An 18700-nucleotide genomic window follows, 5' to 3' on the forward strand; every position below is an offset into this window, starting at 1 on the left:
TCATGAATAAATATTTATGTTCTATAGACTATTTTTTGTTTCGATCCAAACAAAAATGGTTGTTTAGCAGCGTTCTCTTCTATTCTTTATGTAGTATGTTTGATTCATTTTCGCATGATACATATGTCGAACAGAAAAACCCCTTCAGTTGCGAAGGGGTTTTTATCATACGGCTACGCCTACTGATAAACACCATCATCATTTTAACAACTTTCGTATGAATTTTAAAGCACTTTTTGTAGAAGAGTAACGAATTTTCATATCGAATGCTGTAGATTGGGACAAAATGCTTTTATAATGGGAAAAAGTCCGAAAACTTTGTTCACCATGATAGCTGCCTAACCCACTACTCCCAACGCCCCCAAAAGGTAAATATGGCGTTGCAAGATGATAGACAACATCATTAATACAGCCTCCGCCATATGAAATATTACTCGTCACTTTCTTTTGCACTTCTTTATCTTCAGAAAATACATATAGCGCTAATGGCTTTGGATGCTGTTGAATCGTTTCAATTACCTCTTCTATTTTTTCATATTCTATAATTGGTAAAATCGGTCCGAAAATTTCATCTTCCATAACAGCACTTTCCCATGTAACATTCGTTAACACTGTCGGCTCAATTTGCAATGTTGCTTTCTTATAATCCCCGCCAATCACAGGTTTACCGTCTTGCAAAAATGTACATAAACGTTCAAAATGACGCTCACTCACAATTCTTACGTAATTGTCATTTTGTAAAGGCTCTTTTCCATATTGCTCCGTGATTTCATGCCGTAATGCCTCGATTAGCTGTTCTTTCACTGAAGAATGAACGTACATATAATCAGGTGCCACACACGTCTGCCCAGCATTTAAAAACTTGCCCCAAACGATACGTCTTGCAGTTACATCTAGCTTCGCATCTTTATGCACAATACATGGACTTTTCCCGCCAAGCTCTAACGTAAGAGGCGTTAAATTTTTCGACGCTGCTTCCATCACAACTTTTCCAACACCAACACTACCTGTAAAGAAAATATAATCAAACGGCTCCTTTAAAAGTGCAGTGCTTTCCTCAACACCGCCTTCTACTACCGATACAAGCTCTTCTGGGAATAATTCTTCTACCATTCTCGTAAGCACATTCGAAACGTTTGGTGTTAACTCTGACGGCTTTAAAACGACTGTATTTCCGGCTGCCAATGCTCCTACAAGTGGTGCAATTGCTAACTGAAACGGATAGTTCCACGGTGCGATAATAAGCGTCACACCATACGGTTCTGGCACTACTTTCCCCTTTGATCCAAAATGAGTCCGTGCTGTTCGAACTCGCTTTGGCTTACTCCAAGAGGAAATGTGCTTCATTTGAAACGAAATCTCTTTTAGTACATATCCAATTTCTGTTGTAAATGATTCGTGAACTGATTTATTCAAATCCAATTTCAATGCTTGAAAAATCTCATCCTCAAAACGCTGAATTCCTTCATAAAGCTTCTTCAAACTATTCTTTCTCGTTTCTACACTTCTTGTATGCCCTTTGTGAAAATATTCCTTTTGTTTATTTACAATAGAGGAAATACTCATTCACTCACCTTCTCCCACTATTTTTATCCAATTCTTTCATTATTTATATAGACTTCATATGTAACAAATTTCTATTCGTAAAGTTACATTATATATGACTTTTCCAGCTATATAAAATTCATTGCTCACAAAAAAACTACCGAAAGAAATTCTCTCGGTAGTTTTACTGTATTAACGATATAAACGAACAGCACCTGCAGAGTTATCATCAGCTTGTCCTACTACTTCAAACTTCAGACCAAGCTTCGGTAAAATACGTCCTGCATCTGGAATTTGCTCATTAATATACTTTTTAGAGTCATCAAACTTCGGTACTCCTGGTAATCCATCGTATACGAATGTTCCACGCGTTGGAGATACAACTTTCCAAGCTGGCGTTTTGTCGAATGAGAACGCCGAATCAGCAATTTGGAATCGCGTACTGCTCTTAAATGTTGGTTTGCCATTTAAAGTTCCTGCAATTGCTTCTGGATGAGAGTCAACTACACCAAGGAAACCATGTCCTGGATGTACGCCAACCCAGTTATCTGTGTAAGCTGAATCCGCATACCATACAACCATACCAGTGTTATATACTGGACCGCGAGCAAATTTCAATGCGTTATCTGAACCCGCATAGTTTCTCCACTCTACATAGTAGTTATGCTTTTTCTTATCCATTCCGTTAGATGCAACGAAACCGTCCAATTTGAATTGTGGTGTACCTTCTGCATCATCAGAGAATGCAACATTTCCATCTACAGTTAGTGACGCATTATCAAGTGCAAATCCATTTAACGCCAATCCACCGTCTGTAATATATTCAAATACTAGTTTCACTTTCTTACCTTTGAATTGACTTAAATCATATGATTTATCAACCCATTTTCCATTTGTCGTAGCTGCATTTCCACTATTTGCTTTCTCACCAATTCTTTCAATCAACGTTTTTTGTCCATCTTCTGTTACAGCGTGTACTTCAAGGAAATCGTACTCTGCTTCGATTTCATACAATGACTTATAATCGAATTTTGCAGTCGTTGCTTTCGTTAAATCGAATAGTGGCGTTTCCATCGTTGTATGAAGGTCATCACCTTTTGTGCTGTAGTAATACTGTTTACCAAATGCAGGCTGAATTCCTTTTACCTCTTTATCTGGTAAGTTAACACGAATCAAACCTGGACGATCTGACTTCGTAACACTTTGGTCTAAGTATGTTGCTAGACCGATACCTTTATTTAATTTCTCGTAATCTACTTCTACGATATTCGCCCAGTTACCACCGATTGTTTTTTGGAAAAACTCTTTATTTTGTGGTGAAAGACTTGTAGGTGTTGTTCCTGCAATTTTACCAGCCCAGCTACCGCCACTCATAATAGACCAAGCTTCAACCGGCTCACCCTGACCGCTATATTGTGTATCATACTCATCTGGAAGACCTAAATCATGGCCGTATTCATGTGCGAATACACCAACTGCGCCATCTTCTGGTTCAATTGTGTAGTCGAATGCTGCCATCTTTCCGCCCCAATATGGAACTTTCGCTTGTGTACCTGCGATTGGGAATGGATTTGGTCCAACTGTCCAGCGATGTGACCAAATTGCATCATCACCTAATTTCCCCCCGCCAGCTTCTTGTCCAACGCCCGCATGAATAATCATTAAGTGATCAATTAAACCGTCCGGTTGATTTTTATTTCCATCACCATTTACATCGTATTGATCAAACTGATCAAACTGTGATAAGTCAAGTCCGCTATCTACAGCTGCTTTTAATGCATCTTTTACTAGATCACGTGGTCCTTTTGGTCCTTTATTATCATGACCTGTACCAGCATCAGCACCGTAATCAGCTGCTTTACCAGGAACCGTTAACCATTTTGTAACTGTTCCATCCACTGTGTAACTACCACCTGATTGCTCTTCATAATATTGTTTAAACGTTTCAATTTTACTTCCATCATCTAGTGTAAACGGCTCGTTACCGAATAACATTTTTTCATAGTGTTCTTTATTAAAGTCGTTGGAATACATGTAACCAGGCTCTTTATCAATATTGTTATGTTTGAAATCAGCGTACTCTACAAGCAAAACAAGTACTTTATCTTTACGAACTTCACCGTTATATTCTTTTTGTTTAGCAGGTGAAGTTGGCACTTTCCCATTTAAGCCGCCTCTAACTGGACTTGTTCCTGTTGCAGTCCCGTTTGCTGGTTGCTCTGATTTTTCTTTCGTATCTGTTTTTGCATCTTTCACTTTCTTTAAAAAGTCAGATGCTTCTTTCGTAAGTGGGTCCCCATTTGTCGCTTCTTTTCCAGGATTTTCTCCCTTTTTCTTCTCTACATACTTCTCAACAGCTTTCTTTGTTTCTGTCTCTGAAGCAGATGAACCAATTACCCCACGTTTTTTCAGTGCATCTGCTAATCTCTCTTCTGGGATTAAATGATCATCAACTGGACTTGTAGCTGTCTTGTTCTCCGGCGTTTCAGCATATGTAGGCTGACTTCCAGCACCAAGTGACAAGCCTAGAACAGCTGTCAAAGCAATTGATGATAACACTTTAAATGGTTTCTTTTTCATCCCTTATTTCCTCCCCTAATATAAAATATGTATTACAAATTAAATTTTATTAAAAATTCAATATTTTTTCAATATTTAGTTATATTATGTAATTTTTTTAATATATTTGTAAAAATTTCATAGTTAATATACGAATATATCATGATTCAACAATGTTTTCTGAAAATATTGAAAAGTTTTGACGAAAACCTTATACTTTCCATAGAGGGAATTTAATGGGGATTTTATCTTTGTTTCATCTACACAATATTCGATAATTTGACACATAAAATATAAAAGCCGGTTAATTATCGTCTACTATGTAGCAGCAATTATGACCAATAATTAGGGAGGAATTACACTTGTACAAAGATAAGGCTGACTCACTAGATCAAGAATGGATTGATTTAATACTTGAAGCTCTAGATGCTGGCATTGCCCTGCAAGATATTGAACACTTTTTTCAACGTATGAAGCATACGAGCCAGGCTCAATAGCCTCGTTCTTTTTAACGAATTTTATGTTATAATAATGACATCATAAGACGACTACATATTGATAGAAAGGTGCGCAAATATGATAGGAGAACGTATAAAACGCCTTCGTTTACAAAAAGGTATTTCACTAACAGAACTTGCCGAAAAAGCTGGTGTTGCTAAATCTTACATTAGTTCTATAGAACGAAATTTACAACAAAACCCTTCCATTCAGTTTCTTGAAAAAATCGCAACAGTTCTACAAATTCCAGTTGATACTTTACTTCACGATGAAACAACTACGGAAAGTCATCTAGACTCCGAATGGACACAGCTCGTTAAAGATGCGATGAGCTCTGGTGTCTCAAAAGAACAGTTTCGTGAATTTCTCGAGTTTACACAATGGAAGAAAAACCAAAAATAATACATAGTAAGGAGTGCTTAAAACGGCACTTCTTTTTCTTTATAAAAAAAAGCGGGGGATACCCGCTTTTGATTTATTATTTTTCTTCGCCATCTGTTTGGCTTGCGTTGAATGTCCATTCTAAGTTCAATGAATCGCCTTGGAATTTATTTTGATCTTTACCATCATCTTCGAATACAAATTGTACCCATAGATAGTCTTCTGATCCAGCGTCTAAGCCACCTTTTTCACCCCACTCTGGAGCAAATATATCTTTAGCTACAAGATCAGGATCAGCATTTTGTAAATCCGCTAAAGTTGTTTCATATACAGGCTCACTTTGCTTATCCCAGTTCCAAATGAATTTCACTTTAATGTGCTTACCAAAATCTTCACCAGCATTATCGTTTTTTGCATCTGTAATGCTGTACTTTGTCGCTAGTTTAACATCTTTAATAGCTAATGTTCCTTTGTTCTGTAATAAGAACTCTTTCTTAACTGAATCCCCTGGCTTTAGGTCTTTAATATCAACGATTGTTTTAGGGTTTAAAGCAAGATCTAACGTCCCAGCTGCAAATGTATTGTTCGACACTTCTTTGTCGCTAAAGAATGCGAATGTTCCTCCACCAATTAAAGATAACCCCAGTGCTGCTGATGCAACTCCCATACCTAATTTTTTCTTTAGACTCACAATAAATTCCCCCTAGCTATTTTTTGTATTTTTACATGCTTATTTCTTATTTCTAATAAGAGGTGTAACTAAAACTATATTAGCTTAGCTAATATTTGTTCTTTTTTGAAAACCTCAAGTTCATTATAACGAACGAAACTATATAAACACAACATATTTTTTGATTATTTTTATTTCTCAACATTTTTTATTTTTCCCAGAAAATTATTGAGAAATAAAATAAAACTTTCATCAGTGTTTTTTGTCCATCCCCACTAATTATTAACCTCCACCAAATAGCGTGCGGCCAACTAACTTCCTCGCATTCGTTGAATTTTTTGACCCTTATACCTTCGAAAAAAACAAAGCAAATAGATGAGTAGTAGGGCTCTCTCATCTATTTGTCTTATGATTGTATTTATACCTTCCGAAATGCTGCTGTATTTTACTTGCTATTCCTACTTCTTCTGTTCTTCTTGTTTCTTACTTTCCTCTAGCTTTTTCGCTTCTTCTTGCTTCTTACTTTCCTCTAGCTTTTTCGCTTCTTCTTGCTTCTTACTCTCTTCTAGCTTTTTCGCTTCTTCTTGCCCCTTACTTTCCTCTAGCTTTTTCGCTTCTTCTTGCTTCTTACTTTCTTCTAGCTTTTTCGCTTCTCCTTGTTTCTTACTTTCTTCTAGCTTTTTCGCTTCTTCTTGCTTCTTACTCTCTTCTAGCTTTTTCGCTTCTTCCTGCTTCTTACTCTCTTCTAGGTTCTTTTGCTTTTCTGTTTCATTTACTAATAATTTCTCAAAGGCTTGAATTTGTTTATCAATTACCTGTAAATTAACCTCTTTATCAACATACTCACAGTTTTCTTTCACTATATGAAAACCAGCATTCACATAAGAGAATACTTGCTTAGTGGATTCATTTTTATTTTCCTTTAACTCTTCTTTCACTTGGTTATACGGATTTTCTATTGATACATATACTTTTTGTAACAGTTCTCTCTCCGCAACAATTTTCTCACGTCCTTGTTTCCACGTAGCAAGTGTCTGTTCTAGCTCTTGAGTGGAAGTGAAAGTTAATTTTGATTTCATCTCTTCATACTCATGCAAAATAACTTCCTTATGCTGATTAGCTTGATTTGTTAACTGATCAACTGTTTTTGGAAAAATACTTGCTGTAGAAATAGTAGCCTGCACTTTCGTCTCATGAGTGAAAGCTGCTTCGGTATAAGTTATCATTTGAGAACCTAAATAAAAAGTAAAAGAGCACAAACATGGCAATATAAGCATCTTTTTGAATTTGCGAGGTGTCTTCAGCATTTTAATCTCTCCTATCGAACAACTTGTTCTTTATCAAGAACTATATCTTTATTATAATAAAGTGAATTACAAAATGAAATATAAATTATGTTTCTTTTTACATTTCCCGTTCAGCACAAAAAGAGACTACTTTTGATAGTCTCTTTTCAGTATGATTATTTCTTCTCCACACCATCGCCTTGTTGTGCCTCAAATGTCCATTTTAATTGAAGTTTATCACCTTGGAATTCATTTTGAGCTTCATTTTTATTTATGAAGTGGAATTTCACTTTAAATGAATCACTAGTTCCTGCTTCAATACCTTTCTCAGGCGACAGCCAACTTACTAAATCATTTTCTGCAGCAGTCAATGTTTTACTCTTCAACTCTTTTAATGTCATTCTCTTAATTACGTCCTCTTGTTTATCAATATTTTTTAAGAAAACTACTTCAATGTCTTCACCAAAGTCTCTCTTATTATCCTTCTTCACATCTTCTACATCATACTCTGTATTTAATAATACTTTTTTAATATCTAATGTACCTTTATTCTCTAATGTAAACTCTTTTTCAATTGTATCACCTGGTTTTAAATTATCCACTTTCACAATTGTTGATGGGTTCAGCGCTAAATCCAATGTCCCAGACGCAAATGTATTATTTGACACTTCTTTATCGCTAAAGAATGCAAATGTTCCTCCACCAACTAATGCTGCTCCTAGTACTGCTGATGCGATGCCCATCCCTAATTTTTTCTTTAAAGTCATGTCCAAATCCCCCATAATATATATATATTTGTTAATTTCCTAGTAGGAAATTATAACTAGGATAACTAGACGGATTGTTCTACTTTTTTATCTTTCTTTTCTCCGTCGATGCTACGAATAGCGCCAAAAATAGAAATCGCGGAATAGCAAAGCAAAAGGACTCCTGGAATAATAAGAAGTAATGCTGCTCCCGCTTTTGAACTCGCATAATTCAATCCATAACCAAGGTATGGAACTGTAATATCTGCATATTTTCCGATTACATTCTCTGCAAGTACTGGTGCTAAATCTGGTCCGTTGTTGTTATCCCCTTTTGTTTCATACATTACTTTTCCATTTATATCTTTCACACCGATAATACGGTGGGTGACAATTTTGTTATCTTTCTCTTTAAACGTAATAACATCACCTTTTTGATATTTAGAACCATCTTTCGTTGGCTCTATCGCAATGATTGACCCTGTCAAAAATGTTGGCTCCATCGATCCTGACAGAACGCTCTTAAATTGATATCCCATCACTGTTGGATCACCACCACTCGCTTTTGAAGAAATAACTACAAAAGCTAAACAAACCATTACCGCAAATAAAACAAATGAGATAACGTTGCTAATTACCTTCCAAATTAATTTCATCATCTCTCTCCCTCTCCGTTGTTTTATATTATTTGAAGTATGCAATATCCATATTAGTTCTTTAACAAGAACACAACTAAATAATATAACGAACGATAGAGGAATGCAATAAGAAAATTTACAATTATTAGTTATTTATAAGAGGTATATTAACGCAAAAAGACCGTGACAAAATCTCATCACAGTCTCCATATTAGCTATTTACTTCTCTTCTGATTTCACCCCTTGGTTATTTCGGCGCAGCACTACATATAAAATCGCTCCAAATAATACAATCGCTCCTACACCAACACTTATCACTTTCACATTTGATCCCTTTACTTCAGGTTCAACTGTATCTTTTTTAGGTATCGCAAAAGTAACATCTTCTTTTGAAAGAACATTTATCGTCGCAATTGTTTGATTATTTTTCGTAATATCAACTGCACCAACTACCTCACCACGGTGGATTCCTTTCTGATACAACGAATCTTTATCTAATGAAGCGGCCCGGAAAGTCGTTCTCACATTTTTCCCTTCATCTTTCTTAAGCATAAGTTCTACACTTTTTTCAAGTTCACTATCAATATCTTTATTTAAATACGTTGTCTTTTGATGCCAACTATGCTTATCTAGTACAGTTTGCTTCGTAAATTGCCCAAAAGAATATTCCGCCATCTGCTTCAAATCTTCATAAATTTCAGGTCTTTGAGAAGCCATTACTACATTTATAATACGATTACCATCCTTCTCATTTAATAAAACGAGCGTATTGCGCGCTTCATTTGTAAATCCTGTTTTACCACCCATGCTATATGGATTTTCAAAATAAGTAGACTTATTAAAAATAGACACCGTCTGGCTAGACGTCGTAACCGTCGTCCTTTTCGTATTCATCGCTTGTAAAATCTCAGGATATTTCTGCACCCCTCTTGTAATCATGGCCATATCATATGGCGTCGTATAATGATTTGGATCATGCAACCCATTCGGCGTTACAAAATGGCTATCTTTCGCCCCTAATTGTTTCGCCTTTTCATTCATCATATTCGCGAAATTTTCAACACTTCCTCCAATACGCTCCGCAATCACATACGACACATCATTCGCACTCAGCACCATTAAAATCATAAGTGCAGTATTTCTATTAATAGTCTCACCAGGTTGAAACTCAATCTGATAATTACTCTTCTCTTGATCTAATGCTAATTGTGAAAACGTAAATTGATCCTCTGGCTTCGTATGCTCCATCAGTAAAATCGCCGTTAACACTTTCGTCATACTAGCAGGGAACGCACGATGATGTGCATTTTTGTCGTACAACACATCTCCTGTTTTTGCATCAATTGTAGTCGCAAACTGACTAAAAACATTCGGTCCTTCCGCAGGCGGCGGTGCCACTTGCTCCGGATTTACTCCAATATTCGTCTCAGCATATAACGTCATAGGTGTCAAAAAAAATAAACAAATAACCGTAACAAAAACCGAAATTTTCTTAAAATTTACCATATGACTCTCCCTTTTTCCTTTACTTTCACATTTTATAACATAGCTCTACCAATCTATATGTAATTTGTATTAAATTGGAAGAATATTCACTGTTTTTTACTATATCACATTTTTACGATGAGGACCATAAATATACAACAAAAAATAAGAAGGAATTACTCTTTCTTATCCTTCTCATCAATCAACGAATCTATTAACTTTTGACCAGCTTCCTCGGCTGTAATCTCATCCGTCATACCCATAAACGACCAACCTTTAGAATCGACCCACTCAACGAACTCTTGCAAAAACTCATCATGCGTCACATCCACATCAAGGATCGATCCATTAATCGAAATCGTTCTATTTCTAGACACACGCATCTTGAACGTTTTTCTTACCATTACAATAATTCTCCCTCTACTCCTGAATATTTATAAATATCTTGTACTTCATTTATACATGATTTCTTGAAAATTGTAAAAAGGATATATTGGCCAAATTGCATACTGAAAATGAAAATCTATTATTATATAATTCTCAAACTACATTCATTTGGTCATAAATTGCATAATACATCCATATAAAAAACAAAACAACTTACATTTTATCACTTCAAATACAAATGACTTTAGTACAATAAAATAGAATATACTAGAAAAAACTTAAAATGAGGAGGAACTCCATGGCGCGTTGCACGTATTGTAAAACGAAGTGGAAAGTAAAAGATGTATGGTCACTTCTCATAACATTTGAAAAAGATTGTCCGTATTGTTTCGGACGGCAATATATGTCTAATGATACCTTTCATCACGCTAACGCCGCTTTACCTTTGCTATTCTTATGTCCTTTACTTGTTGATCTAAGTGACGAAAATCCTTTAGATAAATATCGAAAATAATATAACCGCTACATTCAAAACCTACTTTCTATTCAGTTCTTTCCTTATTAATTCTCCCTTTATTCACTACTAATATACTTGCACATGTTCCCTCTTTAAAAACTTACTATAAAAATATTGTAAAATTTCAGTTAATTATATATAATTGCTTTAGCATAATGATTAAAGATGCTACTATATAAGTATTTTTAAAGATCCCGTAGCTCAGCAGGGAGAGCGCCACCTTGACAGGGTGGAGGTCGTGAGTTCGAGCCTCTCCGGGGTCATAAAACTCAATAAGTAATAACAAAAAAATACCAAGAGCACATCTCCTGAGTAATTACTCGATAAAAAGGGGGACCCACCTAATCAAAGTTAATCGCCTCAGAATGCGTCTTTCGGTATTGTGTTTTTGAGATATAACTAATTAATCCACAAATAGATGAATCCCATAGAGTCCCTAACACTCTGTGAGTGGTCTAACTGTAAAGAGATTCCCTCCTCTGGTTTACCCTTACAGTAATTGAAATTATAGTTTGTACACTCGTTGAAACCAGTGAGATAACTCTTGGGACTACTGTTTATTTAGCACAGATCCCCAGTTTTACCTACAGTAATTCCCCTCGGATATCCTAATTTAATGATGCTCTACTTAGTAATTCTATACAAAAAATAAAGCAAGGATTTCTCCCTGCTTCTGTTAGTTTCTTTTATTGAGAAGATTAATCACCAATATTCTTATCTGCCATTCTATACAATTTATATCTATTTTGCCCTCTTCTTTTTTCGATTTCTAAATATAACCTCTAGCACTACTACTGTGGTGAATCCTACAGTTAGTTGTAAACCTGTAAACAGCAGTTTATCATTTAGAGGAATATCAGGCGCACTCCACAGTAGTACCGGAGGGATAAGTATACCTATGATTACAAGAGTTCTCATTATCTTTCCCATTTTGTTTCCCCTATCGTGTTTTTAAAATCTATATGTATTTTTAAACTAATCTACAATTCGACTAATTTCTCACGTAGAACTAATTCACTCTCAGTCATATACCCTCTATGCATTTCCTCTACAATCTTATCATGATTAAAACACAGTACTTTTTCATCACCTAAATAGCCCACTGGGTAAGGGACGCCCACATAATCAAAATCACGTTTATCTGCTGATATAACCATTCTTCCAATGATCATAACAGGTTGGTTTAGATCTTTTAGCTTTACAACTGAACCAATCGGGAAAAGCTCCATCGTCATTCTCCGTTCTTTTTAGATATATTCTTCGACTTGTTACTCAAAATTTCTAATAGATAGGAAATTCCAATACCTATTCCACCAATAATCAATGCTGCAATAGCTGTTAAAAACCTTTTTTCCATTGGCTGCGGAAAAAAGAATGAAGAAAAAAATAAAACCGCGGTAAAAATATACATCAAAATACGTCCTTGTTTAAACATGTGTGATTACTCCTTTTTTTCAGGTTTCAAGAAAAAACCTCCTCCAAAACCTTCGTATGATGCATAAAAACCTTTCTCTTGACCCATGTGAAGCTTATACCCATAAGTCCCTACTCCCAATTCTAAGCGGATTGTTATATCGTGATCACTGAAATACGGAATAATATCCGGAACATCAATTTTCTCTAAAAGCAATTCATACTTGAGCGAACTATATTCCGCACCTACCTTCGCTGTATACTCATCATAACCTACAATACTACTAAAATCGTGCATTTTTTGAGTTACAGTTATATCTTCCATATAAGGAATATCCGTTCTTACATAAGATGTTTCTTGAGCGCGTGCCTCCACTTTTCCACCAATCAAGTTACCACTAGAAGCATCTTCGCGGAGTGTTTCTTTACTATACGGAATATTTAGCTCTGCAGAACCAGAACCGAACTTTGTATTTATTTTACTATCCTTACTTAATTCAAACTCACCATTTACTACTGCACCTTCTAATTTCCCTCCAAGTCGATCTCCTTCAGCGCCTTCTGCCTTACCTGTAAGATATTCGACTTTATCATTATTTTTATTAAGAATACCAGAAGCCATCGCAATGGCAACATCCATATTATCTACCTGTTCAAACTTGTTAGCAGAATCAAGTAGAAACTTCTCAAGCGGCTCTAATATGGTTATAAATTGTGCCATTTTAAATGATGAATCACGGAAATCCGTATTAAATTTCATATATGTTGAGCCCAACCAATTACTAGAAATCATATCAATATCTCGTTTTAGTCGCTCCTGTGTTGCAGTTGCATTCGTGATAGTTGATCTAATCGTCCATGCCACTTTTCGCAACTGTTCAGGAGTAACTTTTATATCCCCCATAGCCATTCCGCTTTTAAATATTTATATAGGATATTTTACGATAGAAAATTAATTTTACAGAATAATATTTTTTATACTCTTAAAAATCCGAAAACTCCCTACCCCTAGCCTTATCTTTTTAGGTAAAACTAAAGAGGTAGCTTTGGAATTGTTACCTCACGAGACACAACCATCCAGTGTGATCTATTGGAGGAATCTCAATTCAGCATCTTGCTCAACGATTGGAACAGATAATTCATGAACTGTTTCTTCAAACGCTTTACCTTTATGCCATTTGTTGTATATGCTTAAAGGCATTGCATATTCATTATTCTTTTACAATTGTGCATGTGTATGACGTAAATCATGAAATCGAATCTTTGGCACAGCTGCTTTCTGACTCAGAACGTTTAAACCTCTTCTAACATTAGCAGGATTAATTGGTGTTCCAGAAGGAGTACACATCACCAAGTCATTGTCGTGGTATTCCTCACCTTGGCTCAGCTTCTCCTTCAATACAACTGCTCTGTGTTTCTTTAGCTTTGCTACTACTGTTGATACAGGTAGTAGTATTTTTCTTTAACTTGATTTCGTCTTTCCTCCAATGGAAAACGTCTTTCCATCGCAATTCGCTCCCAATGATTTCTCAATATCTTTTATACTCTCAATTCCATCTTGATAGTGTATTGCTGCATTCATTTTGTCTTCCAAAGTAAATTTATTCATAAAGAAACTGCCCCCTTCCTCATTATTTGAGGGATGGTGGGCAGTTTGACAACCACCAGAAGGTTTGTGAGTAGTGAATTTGTCGCCTCATTTTATCCTTCTTCCTTATGTGTCACTCCCGTCAATATTTGATCCCATATTTCATGATTTTGATTTCCATCCATAGGAATCCCTATGCTACATGTATATTGTAAATTCCAATTATATTCAATTACTTTATGTTCAGATATCGGATTTAAAATTAAAATTCGAAATTCACCTGGTATCATACTAGATAAAGTTTTTTCTAATAATTCCGCTTCTTCATAAGTACCGCCAATTCGAACAAATAAAATTATATTAGATGTTTGTAATTTATTTAAAAATCTTTCTATTCTTCGATTGATTTTTATTTTGAATTCTGGATACGTAACCCAGTTCTCTGGAGTATTTTCTTCTACTGAGAAATCATGTGCAGATTTTATATTATATCTTATATCTGTTAATAATAATTTAGTTCCATAAGCATGATAACCATCAAATTTCATTGTTTCCTTTTCCATAAAACCTTCAAATTTATTTTGTAATAAATGAATTACACCCGTTAAAGAAAATGATATCATCCAATCTATTACACCTGCATATGGTCTTAAATTATAATGATTTAATTTTCCAGCTACAAAGCATTGATTACCTAAACTAAAAATAGCATCATAATTTTGTTGAATATCTATTAATTTCATTATTTATTTCCTCCTAAACTATTTTATATTTAAATAATGAAAACTTTTTTTGTTGATGTATCAAATAATACATATCTCCCCCCATTTATGTGTTCAAAATTAACAATTGAATATTTATTACTAAAAATTTCTACCATACTATTTCCACAAAGAATTTCAAATATTATCCCCTCACGATATTCTCTCCAGGTTATTAATTCACCATATATCATTATTTATAACCTCTTTTAAATTTTATTAACTGCCAATTTATAAATAACTAGTAATACATTTTATTCAATATTCTATTAAATGTTCTTAAATGAGCTAGTGACAGCTTAGTTTTCATAGAACGCAAAGTAAGGTTAAAACACACAGTAGAATTAAGAACCATCTATTATCATGAGTTTACCAACACCAATTGATCTAGATAATCAATTTTGAAGTAGGGTTCTTACTGCCTGTTAATGTACAGGGGCATCTTTTGGTAAAAGTATTTGGTAATACTTCCTTCCATTGAAATCAATCACTATCAAAATAGCTAATGTTCGTTACAAAAATGATGGTTTTTGGTAACAAATTCACTTATTTTATATGATTTGAAGTGTTTACTTTGCGGTTCATAGCAAGAACCCTGTCATTATCCCTTTAAGAGTTATTAGGATAGCTAATGGTTTACAAATAAAAAATTATTCATTCATACAATCACCTCCTATAGATACTTTCCATAGGAGGTGATTAGCTTTGGTTTTTCTTATTGATGACTTAAACAAATCTATGTTATAAATGCTCATGGCATTATACGTTGGATTGCAAAAAGGATGTTGGACTTTAAAAGTGCAAATAAATATCTCACTTTGAATTTGGTTCTGGTACAAATACATAAAAAGTAACTTAAAGTTACACATCATTACTTGTAGGGCCTAATTTCTTTTGTATAATATGTATTTAGTTAAACTAGCTGCTTTGTTGTGTCAAATTAAGTTTTGCTTCAAATAATTCACACCTTTTGAAAAACACATACGATATCACATATTCTTTTACAATAAGAGTGTTGGTCATTAGAGCATCCTCAAAGGTTGCTCTATTAAATTAAAACTTCTATTTAATCTGTTCACTATTTTATGAAGTGTACATATGCTAACACAACTAGAAATAGCCGTGTTATGGCAGTGCACAAAAAACTTTGTACACTATTTTTCATTTACATTACTTAATTAAAAAAATAATATTTATCTACATTATTTATTTCAAATAAAAAAATATTAAAAATATAGGATACAAGACTTTCTCTGGACTAGTTAAGCCTTGTATTCCTTTATTTTCTTTATAATCTAAAATCTTCTTAATTCAATAACGATTTTGTGTTAAGATTGTACAAAATCAGAAAGAATTAAAGGTGTTAACCCTTAATTACTTGGATTTACAGTATAAGATACGTTTTCATTAGGAATATATACTGTATTCTCTTTTATTTTTGTAACAAACCCCTTACTGGTTATAAAGCATTACCCATTAATTGCTTCATATAATCATTAAAGTTTAGACATACATAAACATAACCATTTTTCTTTTGGATCCTCTTTGCATCATAATCTATTTTAAATAACCTAACTGCTTTGCGAACAAAAGCAATTTCTCCCATTCATTTTCTCGTACTATATCCACATCTGCTATAGTCTGCTCTTGGAACTCCCTTTCAAAACTCAATTCATCTGATATATATATAACCGACCCTTTTGTTAAGACGGACAACCACGTTGCTATTGTATATTCAAGAGAAAACGGTTGATCCTTAAGATACCCAAAAGGTTCACTTAATCCTTCTTTTTTTAATAAAGGAGCTGATAGTCCACCAATCCAATTTTGCCTTTGTAATATTGCATTTCCGCATTCTACGCCACTTACTTTTATATCATTTAAAAAATACTTATTCACACTTGAGTTTTGGATTAATTGTTCATTTTTATCAATTTGTAGCTGTGAAGAAGTAACTAATTGAATCGTATTCAATGAGTCAGATAAAAAATACTCCATCATCTTCTCTACCTTTGTCGGATAGAACGAGTCTTTTTCAAGTAAAAAATTAATATACTGACCCTTTGAATCTTCTATTAAACTTTGTAGTAATTGTAAAGTTGTCATTTGGTTATCATTTTTTATATAAATTATCTTATTATAATGCGGTAAAAACTCCTTTTCCATCATTGTCTGTATTTCATTTGTTAAAGTGTTATCTCTAACAATAATTTCAACGTTATCATATGTTTGAAATAACGCACTAATCAATGCAGTTTTTAAATATGCAGTTTTTTCAGTTACAGGGATCAAAATACTAACTAATGATGAATGTGTAAACATTCTCTTCTCTCCCCTATATAGTTTTGGATAACTCCTTAATGCGCTTTATTAAGCACATCACATAAAATTTTAAAGTACGTTTTTTCGCTTCATCATACTCATTAGAAAACGCCTCATAAATACATAGAATATATTTAAGACATCCTTTCGCACTTCCCATTAATTGCTTTGGATCCCCTAAAAACCCTCGGCGTGGAGCAAAAAATATCATATGAAACCAGTCATGCGCAGAATAAAATTTCATATTTATATTTTTCCCGATATTGTCTTCATGCATTCGTAAATAACTAAGTGTATCAGGGATATATAGTACACTCCCTTGAGCTAATAATGTTAACCAAGAAGCCATATCAACTGCAGAATGATACTGATGTCCATGAAATGTGCCAAATGCTCCTTGTAAATCTTTTTTCCTAAACAATGGTGTAGTAGGTTCTCCTATCCAATTACTATCTATAATCATAGAAGTTCCTGCTTCTATTCCATCTATAGTAGTAGGAGATACATATCTTTTCCTTGTAAACTCGAAATCCGGAATAAAATTTCCTTTTCCATCTATCGGTTGCCTATAAGATGTTATTAGTTTTATTTTCTGTTCATGATCTTGCAAATAATAGCGCATCATCTCACTAATTTTCTGAGGGTGAAAAAGATCATCGTCCATTAAAAAATTAACATATTCACCTCTCGCACGTAGAAAAGCAGCTTGAAAATTTCGTATCCCCCCTAAATTTTCATTATTTTTATAGTAACGAAGATTTTGGAAAGAAGTTGCTAAAGGAGCAGTTATTAAATACGTTTCATCATTCGTACTGTCGTCGCAAATTATAATTTCAATATTCTGATAATCTTGAGCGAGTACACTCTTTAAAGCTTCCTTAAAGTAATTTGGGCGATTATATGTTGGGATTAAAACACTCACCAATGGTAAAGGCAATATTTCACACCCCTTTCTACACTTATAAATAACATATCGTAATATTTATTTTCGGAATATTTGTCGAAAAAGGAGGATATAATAATTTATCTCCCGATTTTGGTCCTCATTAAAATTGACCTGTCTTTTAACCAGCCATAGGAATTTATAAATGTTTTTAATAGCTTTTTTATATTCACATTCTTCCTCTAAATAAGAATATTTTTTCGCATGATATATAAGATGCATTAAATCTTGTAATGCATTTAAGATCATATGAGGAGATTTACTAATATTATTTGCATGTAAACGTAAACTACTTAATGGTTCTGGTATATATAATAATTTTCCTCTTGACAATAAATTGAGCCATGCTACTAAATCGACGCCAGAGCGATATAATCTCCCAGAAAAAACACCGAATGGTTCTGTTAAATCTTTCTTTCGGAATAAAGGGGTAGTGGGCTCTCCTATCCAATTAAACTCTGAAATTATACTGTTACCAGCTTGCTTCCCATCTAAAGCAGTAATTTGTTGAAACTTCTTTTGATTATGGATTGTATCTGGAATACTATTCCCATTCTCATCAATAAATGACCGATACGAAGTAATTAATGTAATTTCATGTGCATAATCTTCTAAAAAATATGCTAGCATTATTTCAATTTTATTCGGAGCAAATACATCATCATCCATTAGAAAATTTATGTATTCTCCATTGCTTTTTTCAAATGCATGAATAAAATTGTGAGCACCACCAATCGTATTCGGGTTCTTATAATAAATAATATTTCGATATTTTTTCAAATACGGCTGTATACACTTATATGTTTCATCATTTGTACTATCATCTGTAACAACAATTTCTATATTTTTATATGTTTGCTTTATGACACTTTCCAACGCAATCTGAAAGTATTTTGGGCGATTATATGTTGGAATTAAGACACTCACTAGGGGCATTTGATTTCTCGACATGATATACTCC

The 18700-nt window shown here is 34.0% G+C and carries 19 protein-coding genes, 1 tRNA gene and 1 pseudogene; 4 read left to right on the forward strand and 17 right to left on the reverse strand.

The features are described 5' to 3' along the window. Positions 1-198 precede the first annotated feature (198 nt). Both JDS80_RS08920 and inhA1 read right to left on the reverse strand, forming a co-directional pair. Positions 199-1566, reverse strand: coding sequence for an aldehyde dehydrogenase (locus JDS80_RS08920; RefSeq protein WP_199638073.1), 1368 nt, complete (start codon positions 1564-1566; stop codon positions 199-201). A gap of 171 nt (positions 1567-1737) precedes the next feature. Continuing rightward, positions 1738-4125: a M6 family metalloprotease immune inhibitor InhA1 gene (inhA1, locus tag JDS80_RS08925; RefSeq protein ID WP_071744724.1), complete on the reverse strand. Its 2388-nt coding sequence runs from the start codon at positions 4123-4125 to the stop codon at positions 1738-1740. Positions 4126-4466: 341 nt separating this feature from the next. On the opposite strand from inhA1, the gene JDS80_RS08930 reads away from it, so the two are divergent. Continuing rightward, positions 4467-4601: an anti-repressor SinI family protein gene (locus tag JDS80_RS08930; protein WP_002011474.1), complete on the forward strand. Its 135-nt coding sequence runs from the start codon at positions 4467-4469 to the stop codon at positions 4599-4601. Positions 4602-4680: 79 nt separating this feature from the next. Beyond that, entirely contained in the window at positions 4681-5004 is a 324-nt protein-coding gene (locus JDS80_RS08935; RefSeq protein WP_071744723.1) for a helix-turn-helix domain-containing protein, read from the forward strand. A gap of 76 nt (positions 5005-5080) precedes the next feature. Here the strand turns inward: JDS80_RS08935 and calY are convergent, their stop codons facing one another. The 6 genes from calY to JDS80_RS08965 form a co-directional block, all read right to left on the reverse strand. Next, entirely contained in the window at positions 5081-5674 is a 594-nt protein-coding gene (gene calY / locus JDS80_RS08940) for a biofilm matrix protein CalY (RefSeq protein ID WP_071744722.1), read from the reverse strand. Between the two features lie 437 nt (positions 5675-6111). Beyond that, positions 6112-6960 carry a DUF4047 domain-containing protein gene (locus JDS80_RS08945; protein WP_199638075.1) on the reverse strand — a complete coding sequence of 283 codons (849 nt, stop codon included), beginning with the start codon at positions 6958-6960 and terminating at the stop codon, positions 6112-6114. A 155-nt stretch (positions 6961-7115) separates the two neighbouring features. Then, positions 7116-7706, reverse strand: coding sequence for a TasA family protein (locus tag JDS80_RS08950; protein ID WP_071744720.1), 591 nt, complete (start codon positions 7704-7706; stop codon positions 7116-7118). 65 nt (positions 7707-7771) lie between these two features. After that, positions 7772-8341: a signal peptidase I SipW gene (gene sipW, locus JDS80_RS08955; RefSeq protein ID WP_071744719.1), complete on the reverse strand. Its 570-nt coding sequence runs from the start codon at positions 8339-8341 to the stop codon at positions 7772-7774. 201 nt (positions 8342-8542) lie between these two features. Next, positions 8543-9829 (reverse strand): D-alanyl-D-alanine carboxypeptidase family protein, encoded by a 1287-nt coding sequence (locus tag JDS80_RS08960; RefSeq protein WP_199638077.1) that lies wholly within the window; start codon positions 9827-9829, stop codon positions 8543-8545. Between the two features lie 155 nt (positions 9830-9984). Beyond that, on the reverse strand, positions 9985-10212 hold the full coding sequence (locus tag JDS80_RS08965; protein ID WP_000251863.1) for a hypothetical protein: 228 nt from the start codon (positions 10210-10212) through the stop codon (positions 9985-9987). 281 nt (positions 10213-10493) lie between these two features. Between JDS80_RS08965 and JDS80_RS08970 the strand changes: the two genes are divergently transcribed. Together JDS80_RS08970 and JDS80_RS08975 are read left to right on the forward strand one after the other, a co-directional pair. Continuing rightward, complete coding sequence (locus JDS80_RS08970) at positions 10494-10709, forward strand: hypothetical protein (RefSeq protein WP_044741019.1); 216 nt, start codon at positions 10494-10496, stop codon at positions 10707-10709. 193 nt (positions 10710-10902) lie between these two features. Further along, positions 10903-10975, forward strand: a tRNA-Val gene (locus JDS80_RS08975). Between the two features lie 478 nt (positions 10976-11453). On the opposite strand, the gene JDS80_RS08980 is transcribed toward JDS80_RS08975, so the two are convergent. The 9 genes and pseudogenes from JDS80_RS08980 to JDS80_RS09020 all read right to left on the reverse strand — a co-directional run bounded on the left by JDS80_RS08980 (position 11454) and on the right by JDS80_RS09020 (position 18690). Continuing rightward, positions 11454-11642: a hypothetical protein gene (locus tag JDS80_RS08980; protein ID WP_000516419.1), complete on the reverse strand. Its 189-nt coding sequence runs from the start codon at positions 11640-11642 to the stop codon at positions 11454-11456. Between the two features lie 50 nt (positions 11643-11692). Next, the gene (locus tag JDS80_RS08985; protein ID WP_199638079.1) at positions 11693-11941 is read right to left on the reverse strand and encodes a DUF4176 domain-containing protein; all 249 of its coding nucleotides are present in this window, start codon (positions 11939-11941) and stop codon (positions 11693-11695) included. A 2-nt stretch (positions 11942-11943) separates the two neighbouring features. Beyond that, positions 11944-12147, reverse strand: a complete 204-nt coding sequence (locus JDS80_RS08990; protein WP_000476182.1) for a hypothetical protein — start codon at positions 12145-12147, stop codon at positions 11944-11946. Between the two features lie 6 nt (positions 12148-12153). Then, positions 12154-13029, reverse strand: coding sequence for a WXG100 family type VII secretion target (locus JDS80_RS08995; RefSeq protein ID WP_199638081.1), 876 nt, complete (start codon positions 13027-13029; stop codon positions 12154-12156). A 183-nt stretch (positions 13030-13212) separates the two neighbouring features. Further along, positions 13213-13632 (reverse strand): annotated as a pseudogene (locus tag JDS80_RS09000) (hypothetical protein); the annotation flags it as partial. Between the two features lie 194 nt (positions 13633-13826). Next, a complete protein-coding gene (locus tag JDS80_RS09005; protein WP_199638083.1) occupies positions 13827-14456 on the reverse strand; it encodes a DUF1796 family putative cysteine peptidase in 630 nt (209 codons plus the stop codon). A 1575-nt stretch (positions 14457-16031) separates the two neighbouring features. Further along, positions 16032-16796, reverse strand: a complete 765-nt coding sequence (locus JDS80_RS09010; protein WP_199638085.1) for a glycosyltransferase family A protein — start codon at positions 16794-16796, stop codon at positions 16032-16034. A gap of 13 nt (positions 16797-16809) precedes the next feature. After that, a complete protein-coding gene (locus JDS80_RS09015; protein WP_199638087.1) occupies positions 16810-17733 on the reverse strand; it encodes a glycosyltransferase family 2 protein in 924 nt (307 codons plus the stop codon). A 45-nt stretch (positions 17734-17778) separates the two neighbouring features. Then, positions 17779-18690, reverse strand: coding sequence for a glycosyltransferase (locus JDS80_RS09020; protein WP_199638089.1), 912 nt, complete (start codon positions 18688-18690; stop codon positions 17779-17781). Positions 18691-18700 lie beyond the last annotated feature (10 nt).

Source organism: Bacillus cereus group sp. N8, from assembly GCF_016483685.1.
GTDB lineage: Bacteria > Bacillota > Bacilli > Bacillales > Bacillaceae_G > Bacillus_A > Bacillus_A proteolyticus.